Source organism: Robinsoniella sp. (genome assembly GCF_034124845.1).
The window spans coordinates 1-21,163 of sequence record NZ_JAWYAJ010000222.1; the positions used below are offsets into that span (position 1 = coordinate 1).

The following is a 21,163-nucleotide window of genomic DNA, read 5'->3' on the forward strand; positions in this document are numbered from 1 at the left end:
CTGGTATAGCTGAACTTATCACCGTGATTTATTCCCGCGAGCAGCGAGGTTTTTAAATATTTGCTTTCATGATCAGCATGATCAGCTATTCTCATAGGATTTTAAGATACGGTCAGCGATTATTCTTCTGGTTACCCTTGTATCCATTGCCTGTTTTTCAATGTATTTATGTGCTTCTGATTCCGACATATTCAGGTATTCAATCAGGATACACTTTGCCCGGTCCACTATGCGGATATCTTCAATTTTCTGCAGCAGCTGTTTATTTTCATTGCGCATCACAGACATGCGGTTATGGGATGCCTGGCACAACTTAAGAGCGCTCCAGAACAGCACCTTGCTGATTGGTTTGGCGATTGTGAACACACCGTATTCTTCGACTTTCATGGAAACGTCATCATATAATTCGGTTTTCACGATCAGAATAACCTGAGTGGATCCGTCCGTGGCGATATTTCTAGCCAGGCTGACACCGGTTTCATCCCGCAGTGGAGAATTTATAATACACAGATCAAAATTGCGCTCGATTAATAAGCGTCTGGCTTCACCGCAGTTCGCTACAGTGACAAGTTCACGGCAGGAACTTTGAGAAAGCATATCCCGGAAAACTGCGATACTTTTTTCAGTGGGGGATATAATTAAAACGCTGTCCATATCATCGCCGCCTTTCTTATTTTTAGATTACCAGTATCTTATATGAGCTTAAAGTAGACCTGTTTATAAAAATCCTCTTTGTTCGCGGTTTTATCAAAAGCAAGTATTTCTTCTTTTTTAATCATAAAATATTTTTCTAATAGCGCAGGATCTAAGGTGTTGTGGATAAAACTACTATTAGATGCTATGCGGACTGCCTCTTCCAAAGAACCGGGAAGAGCGGTTAGGTTACTTATAACCGAGGTATCAGCTGTATAAAGGTTCACATCTAAAGCCTCTGACAGTACGGAATTGCGTTGTATTCCATCAAGTCCTGCATGGAGCAGAATGGCAAATGCCAGGTATGGATTCAGAGAAGGATCCGGTGAACGAAGCTCCATTCTTGCTTTTTCTCCTGTCTGGGCTGGAATACGTACAAGCTGGGAACGGTTTTGATGAGACCAGGATACGTATCTGGGGGCTTCAAATGTTCCAAAGCGTTCGTAAGAATTCTGAATCGGATTTAAAAAAGCAGTCATTTCTGCAGCATGTTCCATAATGCCTGCCATAAAGCTTTCTGCTACAGGATTATGTTGTTCACCACTGAGAAAAATATTCTTGCCATTTTGTGAGAGTGATAAATTAATATGCAGTCCGCTTCCGCTTTCAAATGAAATAGGTTTTGGCATAAAGGAAGCATAGAGACCATTTCTGGCGGCAATAGCTTTCACGACTGATTTAAATGTCAGTAAATTATCGGCAGTTCCCAAAAAGTCGCAGTATTTAAAATCAATTTCATTTTGTCCGGGGCCGCTTTCGTGATGGGATGATTCCGGCGCTATCCCCATTTCTTCCAGACAAAGGCAGATCTCCCGACGTACATTTTCACCTTTATCAAGAGGAGCAATATCAAAATAACCTGCTTCGTCGTGGGTTTCAAAAACAGGGGTGCCATCTTCGTCTGTTTTAAAAAGATAAAATTCACACTCGGTTCCGGCTTTTGGCAGATAGCCCATGGATTCGCAGCGTTTGATTGCAGTTTTCAGGATATGCCTGGTATCGCAGACGTAAGGAGTTCCATCCGGGTTTTGAATGCTGCAATAGAATCGAACTACGCGTCCCTGCTGAGGACGCCATGGAAGTATGCTTAATGTGGCGGCATCCGGGATCAGAAACAAGTCAGATTTTTCAACACCGCAGAATCCCCGGATGTTTGATCCGTCAAAGGAAATTCCTTCACGAAAAGCCCGTTCCAGCTGATCCGGCATAATCGATATATTCTTTTGGGTGCCAAACAAATCACAGAAAGCCAGTCTGATAAATTTTACGTCATTATCCCGGACAAATTCTAAAACTTCTTGTATTGTATGATCCATAATTATTTCCTCCTGGTTTTTATTTACTTACGAAAGGACTATTAAAAAACAGCGCTCATCGTACAAGGTTCGAATTAGATTCAAGCCCTGTACGATGAACGCCTTTGTTCATTAAAAGGATACACTAATTTGATTTTCTTGTCAATGGTGCCCCATCTTCTTTATTCTTTTTTAATAAGTAAAAACAGTGTTTTTTCAAACCCAATGTGATAAAATATAAAAAACATGCAGAATACTGCTGCATAAGAATAATAGTAAAGAGGAGTTCAAATGTCAGAGAGAAGTCTTGAGAATTTCGTTGAACTGTCCGGTGTTACCAAAACATACCACGTGGGTGAAGTGGATATACATGCTGTGGATGGCATAGATTTTCAAATTACAAAAGGTGAATTTGTTGTAGTGGTAGGACCAAGCGGTGCTGGAAAAACAACGGTATTAAATATTTTAGGAGGTATGGATACTGCCACTAAGGGAAAAGTATGGGTGGACGGTGAGAATATAGCGGAGTATAATCCCAGAAAATTAACCGGCTACCGCAGAGATGATATAGGTTTTGTATTTCAGTTTTACAATCTGGTTCCCAATTTGACGGCTCTGGAGAATGTAGAACTGGCACTTCAGATATGTAAGAATCCGCTGAAGGCTAGAGATGTACTGGATGAAGTAGGGCTTGGAAAACGACTGAACAATTTTCCGGCGCAGTTATCCGGCGGGGAGCAGCAAAGGGTGTCCATTGCCAGAGCTTTGGCTAAAAATCCAAAGCTGTTGTTGTGTGATGAGCCTACCGGAGCACTTGACTATCAGACAGGAAAGTCCATATTGAAACTGCTGCAGGATATGTGCAGGGAAAAAGGTATGACAGTGATCGTCATTACCCATAATTCAGCACTGGCACCAATGGCGGACCGGGTAATTAAAATTAAAAATGGAAAAGTATCCAGTATGAGAATGAACAATGAACCGATATCGGTAGAACTAATTGAATGGTAGTGGGCATATGAAGAAAAAAGCGTTACATAAAGATTTTTTTATGGAGATAAAAAAGAGTTTCAATCGGTTTATATCGATCTTTTTTATTGTAGCCATGGGAGTGGCATTTTATTCTGGAATTCAATCGGCAGCACCGGATATGCGCCTTTCCGGTGATGCTTATTTTGATGAGAATAATCTGATGGATCTTAAAGTAATCGGTACACTGGGGTTGACCGATAAGGACATCCAGGCTCTTTTGTCAGTGGAAGGAGTCAGCAAGGCAGAATCGGGCTATATGACGGACGTATTATGCGGCAGCGGAAAAGATGAGAAAGTACTTCATATGGAGTCCCTTCTGCCGACTTTAAATAAGGTGGCGGTTTCTGAGGGAAGGCTGCCGGAAACTGCTGGTGAATGCTTGGTGGACGAAGAATTTTTAACTGCCAACGGTTATAAGGTTGGGGACACCATACAGTTTGAAGAGAGTAAGGACAGTGACAGGGTATTAAGAAACAAAGAATTTAAAATTGTAGGAACTGGTAACAGTCCTTCCTATATTTCCTTTAGTAAAGGCAACACAACACTGGGAACCGGTGAGGTCTCGGGATATGGATATGTGGTGCCCGAAGAATTTGACCAGGCAGCATACACATTTGCTTATGTGGAAGCAGAAGGCTCCAAAGATCTGACTTCATATACGGAAGAATATGACCGCCTGATTGAGGATGTCACGAAGAATGTGAAAGGCATAGAATCAGTTCAATGCTCCAGGCGGTATGCAGAAGTAAAGGATGAAGCGGATCTTAAGCTTGCGGATGCAAAAAAAGAACTGGAGGACGGAAAGCAGGAGGCTGAGGAAAAGCTTGCCGATGCCAGAAAGGAACTGAAGGACGGAGAGAAGGAACTGGAGGATGGGAAGCAAAAGCTTGCTGATGCCAGAAAAGAAGTTGAGGAAAATAAAGGTACACTGAACGAGAAACAAAAAGAACTGGACTCAGCTAAGAAACAATTGGATTCGGCTAAGACACAGTTAAAAGATGGAAAAGATACCCTTGCTTCTAAGGAAGCTGAGTTTCAGGCAAAATATCCGGAAGCATCCAAACAGATAAAGGATGGAGAAACAGCAATTGCATCGGGTAAAACCCAGATCAGTAAGGCGCAGAGTGACTATGAGTCCGGCAAAAAGCAGCTGGAGGCGGCTAATAAACAGTATGAAGCCGGCAAGAAGCAGCTGGATCAGGGAAAAAAGCAGTATCAATCAGGCAAAGCCCAGCTGGATCAGGCAAATAAACAGTATAAGGATGGAATTACCCAACTGGAGGCGGCTAAAAAGCAGTATGAAACCGGAACTGCCCAGCTTGCTGCCGCAAAAACCGAATATGAAAAAAATGCTGCAGTTTTACAGCAGGCCAAGGCAGATTTTCAGGTTGAAAAAAATAAGTTCGATATCAGCAAAGCAGAATATGATAAAAATGCTGCAGCACTGGAAGCGGCGAAAAGCCTGATTGCCACAAAGCAGGCGGAGCTGGCAGCAGCAACAGCAGAGTATGAAGGCAAGATGGCAGAGCTAAACCAGGCAAAAGCGACACTGGCACAGCTGCAGGCGGCAATTGATGCCGGAACTGCCACCCAGGATCAAATTGCTATGGCAGAACAGCTGAAGGGGCAGATTGCACAGACCGAGCCACTTCTTGCCCAGAAAAAAGCGGAGCTGGACCGTGCTCAGGGGGCACTGGCTGTAGAACAGCAGAAAGCAGCGGAGATGGAAGCAGCACTTGCTCCTGTGAAGCAGCAGATTGAGGCCGGACAGCAGAAAATCAATGCGGCACAGGCGGAACTGTCTAAAAGTGAAGCAGGGTTACAGGCCGGAAAAGCGGAGATTGATAAAAATGAAGCCGCACTGAAAACGGCTAAGTCTCAGATTGATGTTAATGAAACAAAGCTGGCAGCAGCGAAAAAAGAAATAGCTGCCAGCCAGAAGAAACTGGCAGCTGCTAAAAAAGAGATAGACGAAAAGGAACCTCAGCTTGCGAGTGCCAAGGCAGAACTGGATAAACAGACGAAGGTATTAAATGAGGGGAAGAAGACCCTGGACAGCCAGAGTGCACTGCTGGCACAAAAAGAAAAGGAGCTCCAGGAAGGCAAAAATCAGCTTACCCAGGGAGAGGCACAACTGGCTTCCGCAAAAAGTGAACTGGCTTCCAAGGAATCAGAGCTGAACAGTGCCGTACAAAAGACGGAAGACGGTCAAAAGCAGATAGCAGACGGTTATGCCAAGTTATCGGATGCCGAGAAGGAAATCACTGAGGGTGAAAAAGAAATTACTGAGAATGAACAGAAATTATTAGATGGCAAAAAGGAATACAAAAAGGGAAAGAAGGAGGCCAAAACAGAAATTTCCGATGGAGAGGCGAAGATCGCAGACGCCGAGAAAGAAATTAATGATCTGAAAGAACCGGAATGGCTTGTAAATGATCGAAGTTCCCTGCCGGAAAATACAGGTTATGGAGAAAACGCCGATCGTATTAAAAACATTGGAGAAGTATTCCCGGTATTATTTTTCCTGGTAGCGGCGCTGATCAGTCTTACAACGATGACGAGAATGGTAGAAGAAGAACGAACTCAGATCGGTACTTTAAAGGCATTGGGATACGGTAAGTTTTCCATTGCCTCCAAGTATTTGAACTATGCACTGCTTGCCACGATCGGAGGCAGTATTCTGGGAGTTCTGGCAGGAGAGAAAATCTTGCCCTATATTATCATTCATGCCTATGGAATCATGTATCATCATATGCCGAATGTGGAACTTCCGTATAATCTGAAGTTTGCGGGGATTGCTACCTTTGCGGCGGTGTGCTGTACGATGATTGCTACATTTGCTGCATGTTACAAAGAGCTTGCGGAGACTCCGGCAAAATTAATGCGTCCTCCTGCGCCGAAAGAGGGAAAACGAGTTCTGCTGGAGCGGGTAACTTTTATCTGGAAGCATCTGAGTTTTACCTGGAAGTCTACTATCCGCAATTTGTTCCGTTATAAGAAACGGTTTTTTATGACCATATTTGGAATTGGCGGATGTATGGCATTGCTGCTGGTTGGATATGGTATCAGAGATTCTATACGGAATATCGCAGTATTGCAGTATCAGGAAATACAGTTATATGACGGAACCGTATTAGTCGATGAGGACGCTTCGGATGAGAAACGCAATGACCTTGAGCGCTATATGGATACGGATAGTCAGATTGATGCTTCCGTCGATTCCATGATGCAGAAGATGTCGGTAAAGGTCGGCAAGAAAGACCTGAGTGTTTATCTTCTTGTACCGAAAGAGATGGAGGGCTTTGACACCTTTGTGAAATTCAGAGACAGGAGGACAAAACAGCAAGTTGAATTCGGTGACGACGGTGTAATCGTAACGGAGAAAACAGCAAATATGATGGGGGTGTCCAAAGGGGATACCATAGAACTTCATAATGAGGACGGTACCACGATAAAAGCACCGATTGCGGATATATGTGAAAATTATCTGGCACACTATATTTATATGTCTCCGACACTTTATGAAAAAGTAACCGGAAAAGGTGCGGACTATAATAGTATTTTATTCAAGGCAGTTCCTGATGCCAAAGATCATGTGGAAGACGTGGGGCAGAGTATCTTAAGTAATGAGGCAGCTCTTTCTGTCAGCTATACCTCCAGCGTAATGAAGCAGCTGGATGATATGCTGAGTTCCCTGGATGTAGTTATTGTAGTATTAATTGTATCTGCCGGCATGCTGGCATTTGTGGTACTCTATAATCTGAACAATATTAACATCAATGAACGAAAGCGGGAGCTGGCAACCATCAAGGTACTGGGATTTTATGATAATGAAGTCTGTGCTTATGTGTACCGGGAAAATATATTACTTACGGGATTTGGTGTTCTGGTGGGAATTGTATTGGGGATCGTGCTGCACAGGTTTGTTATCGTGACGGTTGAAGTTGATGCCTGTATGTTTGGAAGGAATATCAACTGGCCGAGTTTTATATATTCCATTTTATTCACCTGTGGATTTTCCCTGATTGTAAATGTTGTTATGTATTTCAAATTAAAGAAAATTGATATGGTGGAATCGTTGAAGAGTGTGGAATAAAGTTTGCAGTACCTAAGACCCGTCAGCGGTATGCAGGGGTTAAAAATGAAAAAGACAGAAACAGAGGATATTTATGAATTTACCGAAAGCGTTTATAGAGAAAATGAAAACAATACTTGGAGACGAGTTTGATGATTTTATGAAAAGTTATGAGGCACCCCGTAATTTTGGACTGCGCGTCAATACAGCAAAACTCTCTGCCGAAGAATTTGAGCGGATTGCGCCCTTTCATCTGACACAGATTCCCTGGGTGGAAAACGGATATTATTATGAGGAGCAGGACGCACCGGCAAGACATCCATTTTATTATGCAGGCATGTATTATCTGCAGGAGCCAAGTGCTATGACTCCAGCATCAAGGCTCCAAGTTCTGCCGGGAGAAAAAGTGCTGGATCTGTGTGCGGCGCCTGGGGGAAAAGCCACTGAACTGGGGGCAAAGCTCAGAGGAGAAGGGCTTTTGGTTGCCAATGATATCAGTGCGTCGAGGGCAAAAGCACTATTGAAAAATGTGGAGGTATTTGGGATTCCAAATTCTTTTATCACAAATGAAATACCAGGAAAGCTGTCAGGGCAGTTTGAGGAGTTCTTTGACAAAATCCTGGTGGATGCCCCCTGTTCCGGTGAAGGAATGTTCCGTAAGGATCCGGCAGTGGCAAAAGTTTGGGATAAAGAGAAACCGCTGCTCTGCGCAAAACAGCAGAAAGTAATCATTATGCAGGCTGCAAAGATGCTTCGTCCGGGAGGCCAGCTTCTGTATTCTACCTGCACCTTTTCTCCGGAAGAAAACGAAGAAGTGATTCAGTATCTTCTGTCTGTCTCCCCGGAGTTTGAGATCCGGGAGATGCCGGGATATGAAGGTTTTTCAGAAGGGCGTCCGGATTTGGTGAAGGATGGGGGACATCCTGATCTTAGAAAATGTATCCGGATATGGCCGCATAAAATGTCAGGAGAAGGTCATTTTATTGCGCTCTTAAGCAAAGGAAAACCAACTGGAACAGATACAGACAGGGAGCACGTGAAAACGCCCGGCGTAAAGTTAAAAATAGCGAAGGCAGACCTCATGATTCTGGATGATTTTCTGAAAGATATCTCAATGGATATGGATATGAATGATGTTGAGGTCCGAAAAGGCCAGGTATATTATGTGCCGAAATTACTGGGAGAACGGAAAGGCCTGACATTCCTGAGGAACGGACTTTACCTTGGGGAACTGAAGAAAGACCGCTTTGAACCCAGCCAATCTTTTGCTATGGCGCTGGGGAAAGGGCAGTATGTTTCCTGCGTGAATTTAAACTGGTCAGACAGCCGGGTAGGAAAATATCTGCGGGGGGAGACCATTTACGTGGATGATCTGCAAGTGAAGCACAGCAAAGGTTGGCAGTTGGTCTGTATCAGCGGATTTCCCCTGGGGTGGGGCAAACTGGTTAATGGGACTCTGAAAAATAAATATCATCCGGGATGGAGGATGAAGTAAAGTAACAGGAAAGGTACTGTATGGTTAAGAGCCGCGCAGTGCCTTTTTTTTGCCTCTTTCGGCTGTGATTTGGAATCATAAAATATAATACAAAAATCGTAAAAAAACATCTTTTTAATCAAAATTCCCACAAAATATCCAATAATATCGTAATCAATGCAAAAATTATTAAACTCAAGAAAAAGACAAATTTGTTACAATATCTTTATAGCTGCAGATAATCAAATTTAGTGCCGACCGGCGTAATTCGCCAGTTGGCACTAGCAGAAAAGGAGACAGGTTTTATGAGGAAAAAGTTGTATGCGAAACAAATGGTAGCGGCTTCACTGGCCGCTGCGATGGTTGTTACCAGTATTCCCGTAAATGTAATGGCTGAAGAAATGCCGGACAGTACGGAAAAGAAGATGATTGCCAATTTCACCTTCGATGGTGAGGCGCCCTTATCAGGAGAAGGAGCCACGGCAGTTCTTATGCGGGATTATTCACTGGTTGATATGGAAAACGGGGGAAGAGCGTTAAGACTTGCTTCATCAACCAAAGACTGGCTGAATGTAACCAAACAAGACGGAACCCCTTTACTGGCAGGGAAAGAGAATATTACCATTTCCTATGACAGCTTGGACGATGCGGATTCGGCAAACAGGGGCTGGGCTTTTTTTGCTGCACCGAATACTAATGAGCAAAAATACCAGCAGGAACATTATCTGGGCATAATGGACAAACAGACAGGCCTTGGAGTGGAACGTTATAATAATAACGGCAAGAGACCGGGTAATAATATGTCTTCAGCATCTTCCTCTGATTGGAAGCATATTGACCTGGTGGTAACGGAGACGGAAACCATACTCTATGTAAATGGTGTGGAAACCGCAAGGCAGGTGAGTACCTACAAGCTTTCTGATATATTGGGAACAGAAGGCGGAGTGATACAGATTGGAAAAGGCAACTGGGAAAAAGGGGAATACTACAGTGGACTGCTGGATAACTTTAAAATCTATGATGGTGCGCTGACAGAGGAACAGATTGCAGATACTTCCAAAGCAGCCGATGTGGGACTTTTAGCAGATTTCACATTTGATGACTATGAAACCGGATTTACCGGGGGTGAGGCTTCTGCAGCAGGAGCACTGTTTACAGATCATGGAAGTGAATCACAGGATATGGCACTGAGTCTGGATGGAGGCAGAAGCCGAAGCTGGCTGAGTATTACACAGGAAGATGATACCTCCCTGTTAAAGGGACTGGAGGAGGTTACCATTTCCTATGACAGCAAGGCTGGGACAACCGGAAACGGATGGGCTGTATTCGCCGCTCAAAGCGGGGATGCGCAGACTCCAAACTATGAAAAGTATCTTGGTGTTATTGATAAAACGGACAGCATGAAGATCGAACGTTTTTATAATGAAGGAACCAGACCGGGCAATGACGTTCTGGGCACCTCTTCAGCAGAGTGGAAGCATGTGGATCTGGTTATTCAGGAAAATACCACGACCCTCTACGTGGATGGTGTTAAAAGTGAAAATACCAGCTCCTATAAGCTATCCGATATATTAGGAGCAGATGGCGGAGTACTACAGGTTGGAAAAGCAAACTGGGGCAGCGGAGAATACTTCGGAGGTCAGATCGATAATATCCAGATTTACAATTATGCCAGAACCGAAGACGAGATCAAGGACCAGGTAACGGTTATTTACAAGGCGGGCAGCAATGGTACTCTTCAGGGAGTGACAGAAGAGAAGATCCCAAGAGGCGGCAGCACGTCCGGTGTGGAGGCCGTTGCAGACGAGGGATACCATTTTAAACAGTGGAGTGATGGCATTACCGACGCGGTGAGAAAAGACGAAAATGTAACCGAAAGTTTTGAAGTAACTGCCATGTTTGAAAAGGATGAGGAGATAGCAGATGAGAATCTAATTGCCGCCTTTACCTTTGATGACGAAGAAAACGGATTTGCAGGAGCAGGAGCGAAAGCGACGGTAAATGGAACTCCGATACTGGAAGACAGCTATGATAATGCCGGGAAGGCAATGTCCATAAGCAGTGCCAACTGGTTCAGCATTGCAAAAGAGGATGAAACACCTCTCTTAAAAGGACTGGATGAGATTACTATATCCTATGACAGTAAAGCATCCGGCGGCGGAAACGGATGGGCATTTTATGCAGCACCAAACCTGAATGCCCAGGTAGGAACGCCTGCAAATGAACGATATCTTGGAATTATGGATAAAGCTTCAGGTCTTACGGTAGAGCGTTATAACAATACCGGAAAGAGACCTGGAAATAATATTTCCGCCGGATCATCCGACCAATGGAAGCATGTGGATCTGGTTGTTACAGAAAGTACTTCTACCCTCTATGTAAATGGAGAAAAAGTGGGAGATCAGACCAGTACTTATAAGCTGAGCGATATCCTGGGCGAAAGCGGCGGAATTATTCAGATCGGTAAGGCGAACTGGGGCAGCGGAGAATATTATCAGGGACTCATTGATAATGTCAAGATTTACAATACGGCAAAATCCTCCGAATATATCAAAGAACATACCACAATTAAAAATCCGGAACCAGTTAAGCCTGTTGCACCGGATGTAGTGGAAGACGGCGGTTTACTGGTGCAGTACGATATGAGTGTAATCGAAGACGGGAAGCTGAAGGACGTCAGCGGGCTTGGAAATGATGCAAATGCAGTTGGCATGACACAGGAAAATATTCTGGTAGTGGAAGACGTTCCGGCGCTGAACTTTACAGGTAATAAAAGCCAGTACATAGAGCTTCCCATGATGGAAGGTGTCATGGATGAGGAATTTACCATTGAGACGACAGTCAGTTCTTTAAGTGGTGCATATCACTGGCTCTGGTGCCTTGGTTCTAAGGTAAAAGGAACCGGCAACAATTATCTCTATGTAGATCCCTGCTATAGTAATGGTTATGTTAGGGGAGGAATCAAAGGAGAAACAGAGGAACGGATCTTTGGCGGCTGCCATAGTCTTCCAAAAGACGGCTCCTATGGAACAATTACGATTGCTTATAAGGATAAAGTCCTGTCCTATTATCTGGATGGAGCAATTATCACAACTTTTAAATTTGATACCAGTGTAAAGGAAATACTGGAAAATGGAACAGAAAATAACATCATGGGTTATATCGGACGTTCTCTCTGGTCAGCAGATCCTGGTTTGAAAGCAAAAGTAGCAGACTTTAAAATCTATGATAAGGCACTGACAGAGGAACAGATCTCAGGAACAGCCAGCCGGGACGACAGCGCAAAAGTAGCGGCAGCCAAAGAAGCATTGAATATTCCAAATGCAGACGATGTACGCGGCAATATTACACTTCAGGATGAGCTGGAAGGTGCGGTGATTACATGGAGCAGCAGCATGGAAGATGTAATTACTTCGAAAGAACAGAGCCAGGGCGATACCGTTACGCCTGCCGGTGTAGTTACCAGAGGGGGCGAAGACCAGAAGGTTACACTGACAGCACAGATCACAAGCGGTAACGAGACGGATAGCAAAACATTCGAGCTGACTGTAAAAAAATCTGTGGAGCAGGATCCCTATGTGGCATATTTGTTTGGCAGTTTTACCGGAACAGAGGGCAAAGATTCCGATGAGCAGATTTATTTTGCATCCAGCAAGGATGGATATTTCTATAAGGATTTAAATGACTGTAAACCGATATTAACAAGTACAGTAGGTGAAAAGGGAGTCCGTGATCCGTTTATAATGCGTTCCGCAGAAGGAGACAGGTTCTACATGCTGGCAACGGATTTAAGTATTTACCACCGAGGAGGCTGGGGCGCAGCAATGGCTACTACCACCGGAAGCCGGGATTTAATTATCTGGGAATCTACCGACCTGGTAAACTGGTCAGAACCACGTGCAGTCACCGTATCTTCTCCAACAGGAGGATGTGCATGGGCACCGGAAGCCATTTATGACGAGACAACAGGCGAATATGTAGTATACTGGGCAACCAATGATATGACAGATGACATCGGGGACGGCGTTCTTCAGATTTATTATGCGAAGACCAGAGACTTTGTCACGTTCACGGAAGCAGAAGAATATATCACACGTGGCGCAGGTCAGTCCATTATTGATACCACCATGATTAAAGGCAATGACGGTTATTATTACCGTGCATCTGCAGACGGACAGATCACACTGGAAAGAAGTACTTCAATCTTTGGTAACTGGGAAGTTGTAACGAATCTGAACAGCCTTGGTTTAGGCGGAGATATGACCGGCAGAAAACTGGAAGGTCCTGAGCTGTTTAAATTTAATGACGGCACAACCTTTGGCTTGTATACTGACCAGTTTGCAGAAGGAAAGGGATATCTTCCGGTCATCACTTCCGATTTAAGTGATACAACCGGAAAGGCATGGAAGAAATTAGCGTCGGATGAGTATTCTTTTGATACCCTGAAAAAACGCCATGGAACCATCCTGAATCTGACCCAGAAAGAGTATGATGCAGTCATGAAGGCATACGGGAAACCAGAAGCTGAGGATGACGAAGATGCAGCAGTAACAGAACCATTTGCATATTATCCGCTGACCAATGATTTAAAAGACAGTACAGAAAATGGATTTGACGGTACGCTCACAGGCGAGGCTGAATTTGCTGTTAAAGATAAAGGGGGTATTGTATTCCCGGCTGGAACGGCAACTGCAGGTAAAAACTATGTGAAGCTGGATGACGGCATTCTTACAAAACTGCAGGATGCAAAAGAATTAACCGTTACGGCATGGGTTCGTAATGATGTAACCAATACGAACTCCAATGACCGCTCTACTGTATTTGCTTTTGGAAGCGATGAGAAAAACGGATATGCGTTCTCAACGCTGAACTGGGCAAGTGCCAGAACAACATTTATGCTAAACGGCAAAGAAGCCGGAGGGGCATGGGGAGACAAAGATAGCACCAGTATTCTGGGGGATACGCCGGGAAATCAAAAATCACCTCTTGGATCCTGGTATCAGATTGCTATGACAATCCGGGATGTAACCGGTGCAGATGGAACACCTGCAACAACACTGAAGTACTACATGAATGGAGAATTGTTATGTACGGCAACGACACCTGCATCCATCTCCAGTCTGGGAACACTTACCTATGCTTATATTGGAACCGGAAATAACGATTCCTATAAAGATTTCCAGGGCGGAATCCGGGAAGTAAAATTCGTGGAATCGATATTGTCCGGAAAGCAGATAAAAGAAAGATATGAGCAGGAAGATGCAAAATACCAGAAAACGGATGCTGAGATTGTAGCAGAAGTAAAAGAATCTCTGACCATTCCAAATGCGGATGCGGTACTTGGCAATGTTACGCTGCCGACAGAAAAGGATGGCACCAAAATCAGCTGGACAAGTTCGGATGAGCAGACAGTCAGTGCAAAAGAAACAGTAAATGAAAACTATGACAATACCCCGGCAGGTGTGGTTACCAGGGGGGAAAAAGATAAAAACGTCGTTCTGACGGCTGTGATCTCCAAAGGAGAAGCACAGGATACAAAGGAAATTACCGTAACCGTAAAGGCAAAATCCAATATAACAGAAGATGATTTTGAAGCTTATGTATTTGCTTATTTTAAGGGCGAGGGATCTCCAACAGGTGAACAGATCTACTTTGCTACCAGTGAAGACGGTCTGCACTGGAAGGATATGAATGATGGGGAACCAGTGCTCAAATCGGAACTGGGAGAAAAAGGACTTCGTGATCCATTTATTATCCGTTCACCGGAAGGAGACAAATTCTATCTGATTGCAACCGATCTGAAGATTAACGGCGGCAATGGCTGGGGAGCTGCACAGAATTCCGGAAGCCAGAGCATAATGGTTTGGGAATCAACGGATATGGTGAATTGGTCCAATCAGCGTATGGCAAAGGTTGCATTGGATGATGCAGGCTGCACCTGGGCACCGGAAGCTTTTTATGATGAGAAGACGGGAGAATATATCGTATTCTGGGCATCCAAGACCAGCGCAGATAACTATGGGGTACAGAGAGTGTACTACAGCAAGACCAGAGACTTCTACAGCTTTACAGAACCGGAGCTGTGGATAGAGCTTGAGAATACCGAAGGAAATGCAATCAGCGTTATTGACACATCCGTGATCTCCGTCATGGAAAATGATAAGAAGGTATACTACCGTTTCTCCAAAAATGAAGCCGGAGAAGATCATGATGTAAAGGGCGGCAACGGAAAATATACAATCGTCGAAAAGAGTGACTCCTTACTGGGCGGCTGGACAGAAGTAACCTCTTTAAAAGACCAGCGGTATGTAGAAGGCGGAACCTGTTTTAAATTCAATGGAGAGGACAAGTGGTGCCTGCTTCTGGATGACTTTGGGGGAGTGGGATATTACCCCATGATTACAACGGATCTTGGCAGCGGAGAGTTTACCAGACTGGATAGCAGCAAGTATTCCTTCCCGTCCACTATGCGCCATGGTACCGTTATGTCGCTGACACGTCAGGAGTACGATGCTATTCAGAAAAAGTGGAACGATGAAGCAGCAGAAAACACGGAACCGGAAGAAGAAAATGCAGTACTGAAATACAGCTTTGAGGATGTTACCGGCAGCGATATTATAAAAGATGATTCCGGAAAAGGCCGTGACGGCAAGATCTATGGAAATGCCGCTTATGTAGAGGACCAGGAAAAAGGAAACGTCCTGTATCTAAGTGGTACCAAAGGAACCTATGCAGAACTGCCTCAGGGATTCTTTGACGGCAGAAATAAGATGACCATTTCCATGGATGTAAAAGCGGAAATGGTAGACGGAAGTTACTTTACATTTGGAATTGGTAAGAACAGTAACCGATATCTTTTCTTAAAAACACAGAATACGCAGTCCAGAGTATCGCTGACAACCGGATCTTATGGTTCGGAACAAACCGCAAGCGGAACAACATCTGCCATCAAAGGCAAGTGGATGAATATTACCATGGTGGTAACACCGGAAAAAATTACAATCTACAAAGATGGAAAGCTATTAGGTGAAAAGAAAGTCACGGTTAAGATGACGGAGCTGGGTACTAACCTGTTTGCTTATCTGGGCAAGTCATTTTATAGTGGAGACAATTATTTCAAAGGATACTTTGATAACATTGAAGTATACAACCGCGCAATGGAAGCAAAAGAAGTTGCGGACAAGTATGGGGCAAAACCGGAAACAGAGAAATTTACCATTACTTATATAGCAGGCGAACATGGCAAAATTACAGGTACCGCTTCTCAGACACTGGAAAAAGGAACCCTGGGAACCAAAGTTGAAGCTGTGGCTGATCCGGGATATGAATTCAGTAAATGGAGTGACGGCAGCACTCAGGCGGCACGTACCGATCTGGCTGAAAAAGATGTTACATATACGGCATACTTTGAAAAAACTCAGGTAACACCGCCTACCGATGAACCGGAGACAGAAACGCCGCCGACTGAAAAGCCGTCCGAGCCATCTACGGAAAAACCATCACAGCCATCCACAGAAAAGCCATCACAGCCATCTACGGAAAAGCCGGCAAAACCTGTGGCAAAGAGTGTAAAGATTAACAAAAAGAAAATAACAATCGGGCTGAAAGAAAAAGTAACCTTAAAAGCTACCGTATATCCAAAAGGAGCTTCCCAGAAAGTAACCTGGTCTTCCAGCAAGAAATCAGTAGTAAAAGTAAACAGTAAGGGTCAGATTGAAGGAAAGAAAACAGGAAAAGCAACGATAACGGTTAAAACAGCGAACAAGAAAACTTACAAGTGTACGGTAACAGTTCGTAAAGCTCCAAGTAAAATTTCTTTGAATACTTACAAAAAGAAATTAAAAGCAGGAAAGAGTTTCCAGATAAAAGTAAACCTTCCATCCAAGACGGCAAGCTACAAGATCCGGTACTCTTCCAACAGAAAATCCGTTGCAGCTGTTTCTTCCAGCGGTAAGATTACAGCCAAGAAAAAAGGAACAGCAACCATTACAGTAAAAGCATTTAACGGAAAGTATAAGACAATAAAAATCCAGGTAGTAAAAAAATAAGAGACAGGTAAAAGCAGCGATGACAGAATCCATAGCCGATGTAAAGGCTGTGGATTCTGTTGGATGCACAGCTTGTAAAAAGTGTCCAAACAGGATCAGGCAATAGCATTTTATAGATAGAAAAAGGAGGATAAGGTTAATGAAAAACAAAATGTTGAAAAAGATTTTGGCAGTAGTGACCGCAGCTGCTGTGGCGGCGACACCCATGTCAGGCACTGCATTCGCCAGTGAAAATGTCACGGTAATGTCAGAGGCAGAGCAGCAGGATCGTGAGCCGGTTAAGGGAGCATCTGCGGAAGAAACTATGGAAACGGAAGCTCACGTTCTGAACAATACGGAGGAGCCGGAACAGTCAGAAGCGGCCATTCAGGAGGAAAATGTACAGGATGCAGAGAAAGAAATGATGGAGCAGACCGACAACTTGAAGCAGTCTGGAAATCTGTTACAGTCCGCAGATGATCAAACGGCCGGTGAAATTTCTTCTACCTCAATTTGTACCTATGATTTTAAAGATTATAAGCTGTCTAACGATGGAAAAGCTCTTGAATGCGAAGATCAGAAACTCCTCCTGGAAACAGTAGGAAGCGGAAAGAAACCATCGTTGGTAAATGACGTGTACCGGGGTCAGGTGCTTCAATTAAATGAGGCAGACTATAATAATCGGGGATATGCACTTTTTCCTGGAAATCCATTTGCAGGGAGGGATACAAAAAACGGTCTGACCCTTAATTTCTGGACGAAGACCACAGGAAAAGCAGGCGGGGACCGATGTCTCATAGATTTCGAAGTGGCGCCCTCTACCGGAAAAAGAGCAGGAACCTTTGCGGTAAATCAGATGATGGTTTACTGGAACACCACAGATCAGAATACCTATTTTACGGATTTTTCAATTTCCAGCCTGGGATTAGACCAGAAGGATGCCTGGAAGATGGTTACTATGACGGTAACAGAATCCGGAATCACTTTTTATAGCGACGGTGTGAAAAAGCAACATACCATTACCTCAGGTACCGAGAGATATGAGCAGATGATCAGTGATCTGACAGGCGGTCTTGCAGAAAATCCATCTGCAACCAATGTGCGCCTGGGTGCCAGCCTTGCGACCTACTGGAAATGTGCCGGTGCTATGCTGGATGATGTTTCCTTCTATGGAAAAGCACTTTCAGATGAAGAGATTGCCGAATTATATCAGGAAACAATGGTTCCGATTCCTCTGGAACGGGTAACGATTACCGGCAAAAATGCGGTGGATGAGGATAAGAGCATCCGTCTGGGCGTTACACTGGAACCGGCATCTACAAATGTAGACAAAACAGTTACCTGGGTATCAGATAAACCGGAGGTGCTTACGGTAGACGAAAAGGGAACGGCAAAAGGAATTTCCGAAGGAACGGCACATGTAACTGCCATTGTTAGCGGTGTGGAATCAGAATCTTTTGAAATTACTGTAAGGGGAGTAGAATCCATCCGGGAACTGCAGGAAGGATATTATGCAGCGGTATATTCCACTTCCACAGACTTTTATGCATCAGCTTCTAATGTAGCCCAGGAAACCCGCAGTGTCTACATGGCTGTCAGCAAAGATGGGAAAAACTTTGAGGTGCTGAACAATGGAGGCGCCGTGATTTTTTCCAAGAATACCAGTGGTACGCTTCAGATTACCGATCCCCGTATCTTTAAGACGGAGGAAGGATTTACCGTAGCAGCTCCGGATGCAACATCATCCAAGGGGATCCACCTGTTTAACTCCCGGGATGGAGTAAATTATTATGATGATATCATGGTATCGGAAACGGAATTAAGTGCGCTTCCATTAAAACGGTCTAATTTTACATTATTGCTCAACGGAGAAAATATATTAGACACAGACGAGCAGATAACCCTTGGCAATGCGGTATCCCTTACAGCCGAAGAATACCAGAATATTGTAAATAAACTGGGAACCGTTGTGAATAATGGACTGGAATCCCTCACCGGCTTAAATGTAGATGCACAGCAGGGACTGACGGAACAGGAGCTGGAAAAACAGTATCCAAGTGTAAATGCACTTTATACAGACGGATCCCGCCAGGAATTCAGTATTGACTGGGAAGGAGCGCTCCAGGGCATCAATCTATCCCAGCCGGGAGAATATACTATAACCGGTAAAGTTGTACAGACCCAGTATATAAATAAATTAAAAGAATTAAATGGAAGCAGTCTTCCGGAAGATGATCCCGAAAATGCAAATCCGGATGATCCGGACAACTATAATGAAGAAGCCGGAACAGTATACTACGATGAGACAAAATTTGTAGAGGGTATGGCAGATCCCTGCATTTACTGGGACGAACAGAGTGGATATTATTATATGACAGGTTCCTATTTTCCCGAGGACGGGGATCAGATTGATGGATCTGACCAGCTGGAACAGTATGACCGCGTAGTATTAAGACGTGCGAAAACGCTGGAGGGCCTCCAGGACAGAAGTACGCAGGTTACCGTCTGGAAAGCTGGAAACCAGGGCTTCTATGACGGAGAAAACTATGCTTCCAGAGGATACCGTTACATCTGGGCACCTGAAATACACAGAGTGGGCGATAACTGGGTAATCTATTTTACAGAAAGCCACAGCAGTAATGTATTTGATATCTATTGTCATGCACTGGTACTTCCCGGTGACAAGGATCCTTATGAGACTGCATTACAGTCATCCGGACAGTCATCCCAATGGACAGATTATAAACTGAGTGTAACTTCCCAGGTATCGGACAATCCATTTAGCAGATCTTTCTGCCTGGATATGACATATTTTAAGGATGAAGTGAACGGACAGTCCTATGTCATCTGGGCAGGTAAACCTACCGCAGCTTACCAGGGTTCCAGTACCGACTTATTTATTGCAAGCGTGGATGAACAGCAGCCATGGCTTGTGACTTCTGAACCAACCCGTATTACCTGCTCCGACTACGGATGGGAACGAATCCGTTACTGTGTAAATGAGGGTGCAACGGTACTGCAGAAAGACGGCAATATTTTTATGTGCTACTCAGCATCTGGAACCGGTTCAGAATATGCAATTGGTATGTGCAGTGCAAAGGGAGGATCAGATTTGCTGGATGCGTCAAATTGGACGAAAAACCCTTATCCGCTGCTTACATCCAGAGATGTAAATGGGGAAGAAGGCCCCGGACATAACTCCTTTACGGTAGATCAGGACGGCAATGCAATCTTTGTATACCATGCCAGACCAACCTCACACAATTACCGGAAATGCGGTTCTGATTATAGTGGCAATAACAGTTCCTATAATGGGGAGCCCCTGAACGATCCCTGCCGCCATGCCAGACTGAAGCGAGTACATTGGGCAGCGGACGGTTCCCCTATTTTAAAAATGACCTATGAAGAAGAATTACTGGATGCATACAGCACCGTTTCATTGAAGGTAACCGTAACCAAAAAAGCAGAAGAAAAAGTAACCGTAGAGTATGCGGCTCAAACGGGCGGAAAAATCAGCGGAACAGCGGTACAGACCATTGTAAAAGGTGGATCTACTGCAGAAGTTACAGCGGTAGCTGATACCGGTTATACTTTCGACGGATGGAGTGATGGCATTAAAACTGCAAAGCGAAGTGACCGAAACGTAACAGCATCCAAAAAGCTGACAGCAAACTTTACGAAAAATCAGACACCTCCAAAACCACCGGTACCAAAACCGCCTGTATCGGAAACGCCAAAAGCATCCAGGGTAAAATTAAGCAAGACAAATATCACCATTGGTTATAAAGAAAAAGTAAAATTAAAAGCAACGGTAATCCCTGCAAAGGCATCTCAGAAAGTTACCTGGAGTTCAAGCAACAAATCCATAGTAAAGGTAACATCAAAAGGGGAAATAACAGGCAGAAAGGCAGGAAAGTCTACGATTACCGTAAAAACCGCAAACGGTAAAAAGAGTTATTGTAAGGTAACTGTGAAAAAAGCACCTAAGACTATTTCCATATCTCCAAAAACAAAGAACCTGAAGAAAGGAAAGACCTGGAAGATAAAAGTAAAATTCCCTTCAAAGACAGCCAGTTATAAACTGAAATATAAATCTTACAAGAAATCAGTGGCTGTTGTTTCATCAAGTGGTAAAATTACAGCAAAGAAAAAGGGAACTGCTAAGATCAGGGTAACTACCTTTAATGGAAAAAATACTTATGTTACAATCCATGTAGGGTAAGCTTACAGGGGATCACACGCAAAGATAACTCATAAGTAAACCCAAATTTAAGCCATACAGAAACATATAGAAATTAGACCTGCTACAGTGGAAATAATATCACAATAACGAAATTCCACAATGAAAAATGGCAGGATTAAAAGAACCGAAATGTATTTTAATCCTGCCTGTTTTCATAATATCAATTTTTATCTCCAGCATTCAAAAGAAAATTGAAAAAAGGGTTGAAAAAAGGTTGAAAAAAATGTAAATTGTGAAAATTAATACTTGATTTTATGGACATGCAATGCTATAATCCTGTCTTTGACAGTTGAATACGTAAAGAACCGCTGTATCCCCTTGTTT

Annotated in this window: 7 protein-coding genes; 5 read left to right on the forward strand and 2 right to left on the reverse strand. The window is 43.9% G+C overall.

Going from position 1 to position 21,163, the window contains the following annotated elements; all coding sequences use genetic code 11:
• Nucleotides 1-81 precede the first annotated feature (81 nt).
• Entirely contained in the window at nucleotides 82-654 is a 573-nt protein-coding gene (locus ACH2DQ_RS10510; protein ID WP_394913846.1) for an ANTAR domain-containing response regulator, read from the reverse strand.
• 38 nt (nucleotides 655-692) lie between these two features.
• Entirely contained in the window at nucleotides 693-2,009 is a 1,317-nt protein-coding gene (locus tag ACH2DQ_RS10515; RefSeq protein ID WP_394913845.1) for a glutamine synthetase family protein, read from the reverse strand.
• A 270-nt stretch (nucleotides 2,010-2,279) separates the two neighbouring features.
• Between ACH2DQ_RS10515 and ACH2DQ_RS10520 the strand changes: the two genes are divergently transcribed.
• The 5 genes from ACH2DQ_RS10520 to ACH2DQ_RS10540 all read left to right on the forward strand — a co-directional run bounded on the left by ACH2DQ_RS10520 (nucleotide 2,280) and on the right by ACH2DQ_RS10540 (nucleotide 20,818).
• A complete protein-coding gene (locus ACH2DQ_RS10520) occupies nucleotides 2,280-2,999 on the forward strand; it encodes an ABC transporter ATP-binding protein (RefSeq protein WP_394913844.1) in 720 nt (239 codons plus the stop codon).
• A 7-nt stretch (nucleotides 3,000-3,006) separates the two neighbouring features.
• Nucleotides 3,007-7,116: an FtsX-like permease family protein gene (locus tag ACH2DQ_RS10525; protein WP_394913843.1), complete on the forward strand. Its 4,110-nt coding sequence runs from the start codon at nucleotides 3,007-3,009 to the stop codon at nucleotides 7,114-7,116.
• 73 nt (nucleotides 7,117-7,189) lie between these two features.
• Nucleotides 7,190-8,590: an RsmF rRNA methyltransferase first C-terminal domain-containing protein gene (locus ACH2DQ_RS10530; RefSeq protein WP_395026681.1), complete on the forward strand. Its 1,401-nt coding sequence runs from the start codon at nucleotides 7,190-7,192 to the stop codon at nucleotides 8,588-8,590.
• A gap of 284 nt (nucleotides 8,591-8,874) precedes the next feature.
• Nucleotides 8,875-16,617: a LamG-like jellyroll fold domain-containing protein gene (locus tag ACH2DQ_RS10535; RefSeq protein WP_394913841.1), complete on the forward strand. Its 7,743-nt coding sequence runs from the start codon at nucleotides 8,875-8,877 to the stop codon at nucleotides 16,615-16,617.
• 139 nt (nucleotides 16,618-16,756) lie between these two features.
• Complete coding sequence (locus ACH2DQ_RS10540; RefSeq protein WP_394913840.1) at nucleotides 16,757-20,818, forward strand: family 43 glycosylhydrolase; 4,062 nt, start codon at nucleotides 16,757-16,759, stop codon at nucleotides 20,816-20,818.
• Nucleotides 20,819-21,163 lie beyond the last annotated feature (345 nt).

What these genes read in the sequence shown, in the direction of transcription:
- ACH2DQ_RS10510 (WP_394913846.1), bottom strand. Translation starts at nt 654, where the DNA reads ATGGACAGCGTTTTAATTATATCCCCCACTGAAAAAAGTATCGCAGTT.
- ACH2DQ_RS10515 (WP_394913845.1), bottom strand. Translation starts at nt 2,009, where the DNA reads ATGGATCATACAATACAAGAAGTTTTAGAATTTGTCCGGGATAATGAC.
- ACH2DQ_RS10520 (WP_394913844.1), top strand. Translation starts at nt 2,280, where the DNA reads ATGTCAGAGAGAAGTCTTGAGAATTTCGTTGAACTGTCCGGTGTTACC.
- ACH2DQ_RS10525 (WP_394913843.1), top strand. Translation starts at nt 3,007, where the DNA reads ATGAAGAAAAAAGCGTTACATAAAGATTTTTTTATGGAGATAAAAAAG.
- ACH2DQ_RS10530 (WP_395026681.1), top strand. Translation starts at nt 7,190, where the DNA reads ATGAATTTACCGAAAGCGTTTATAGAGAAAATGAAAACAATACTTGGA.
- ACH2DQ_RS10535 (WP_394913841.1), top strand. Translation starts at nt 8,875, where the DNA reads ATGAGGAAAAAGTTGTATGCGAAACAAATGGTAGCGGCTTCACTGGCC.
- ACH2DQ_RS10540 (WP_394913840.1), top strand. Translation starts at nt 16,757, where the DNA reads ATGAAAAACAAAATGTTGAAAAAGATTTTGGCAGTAGTGACCGCAGCT.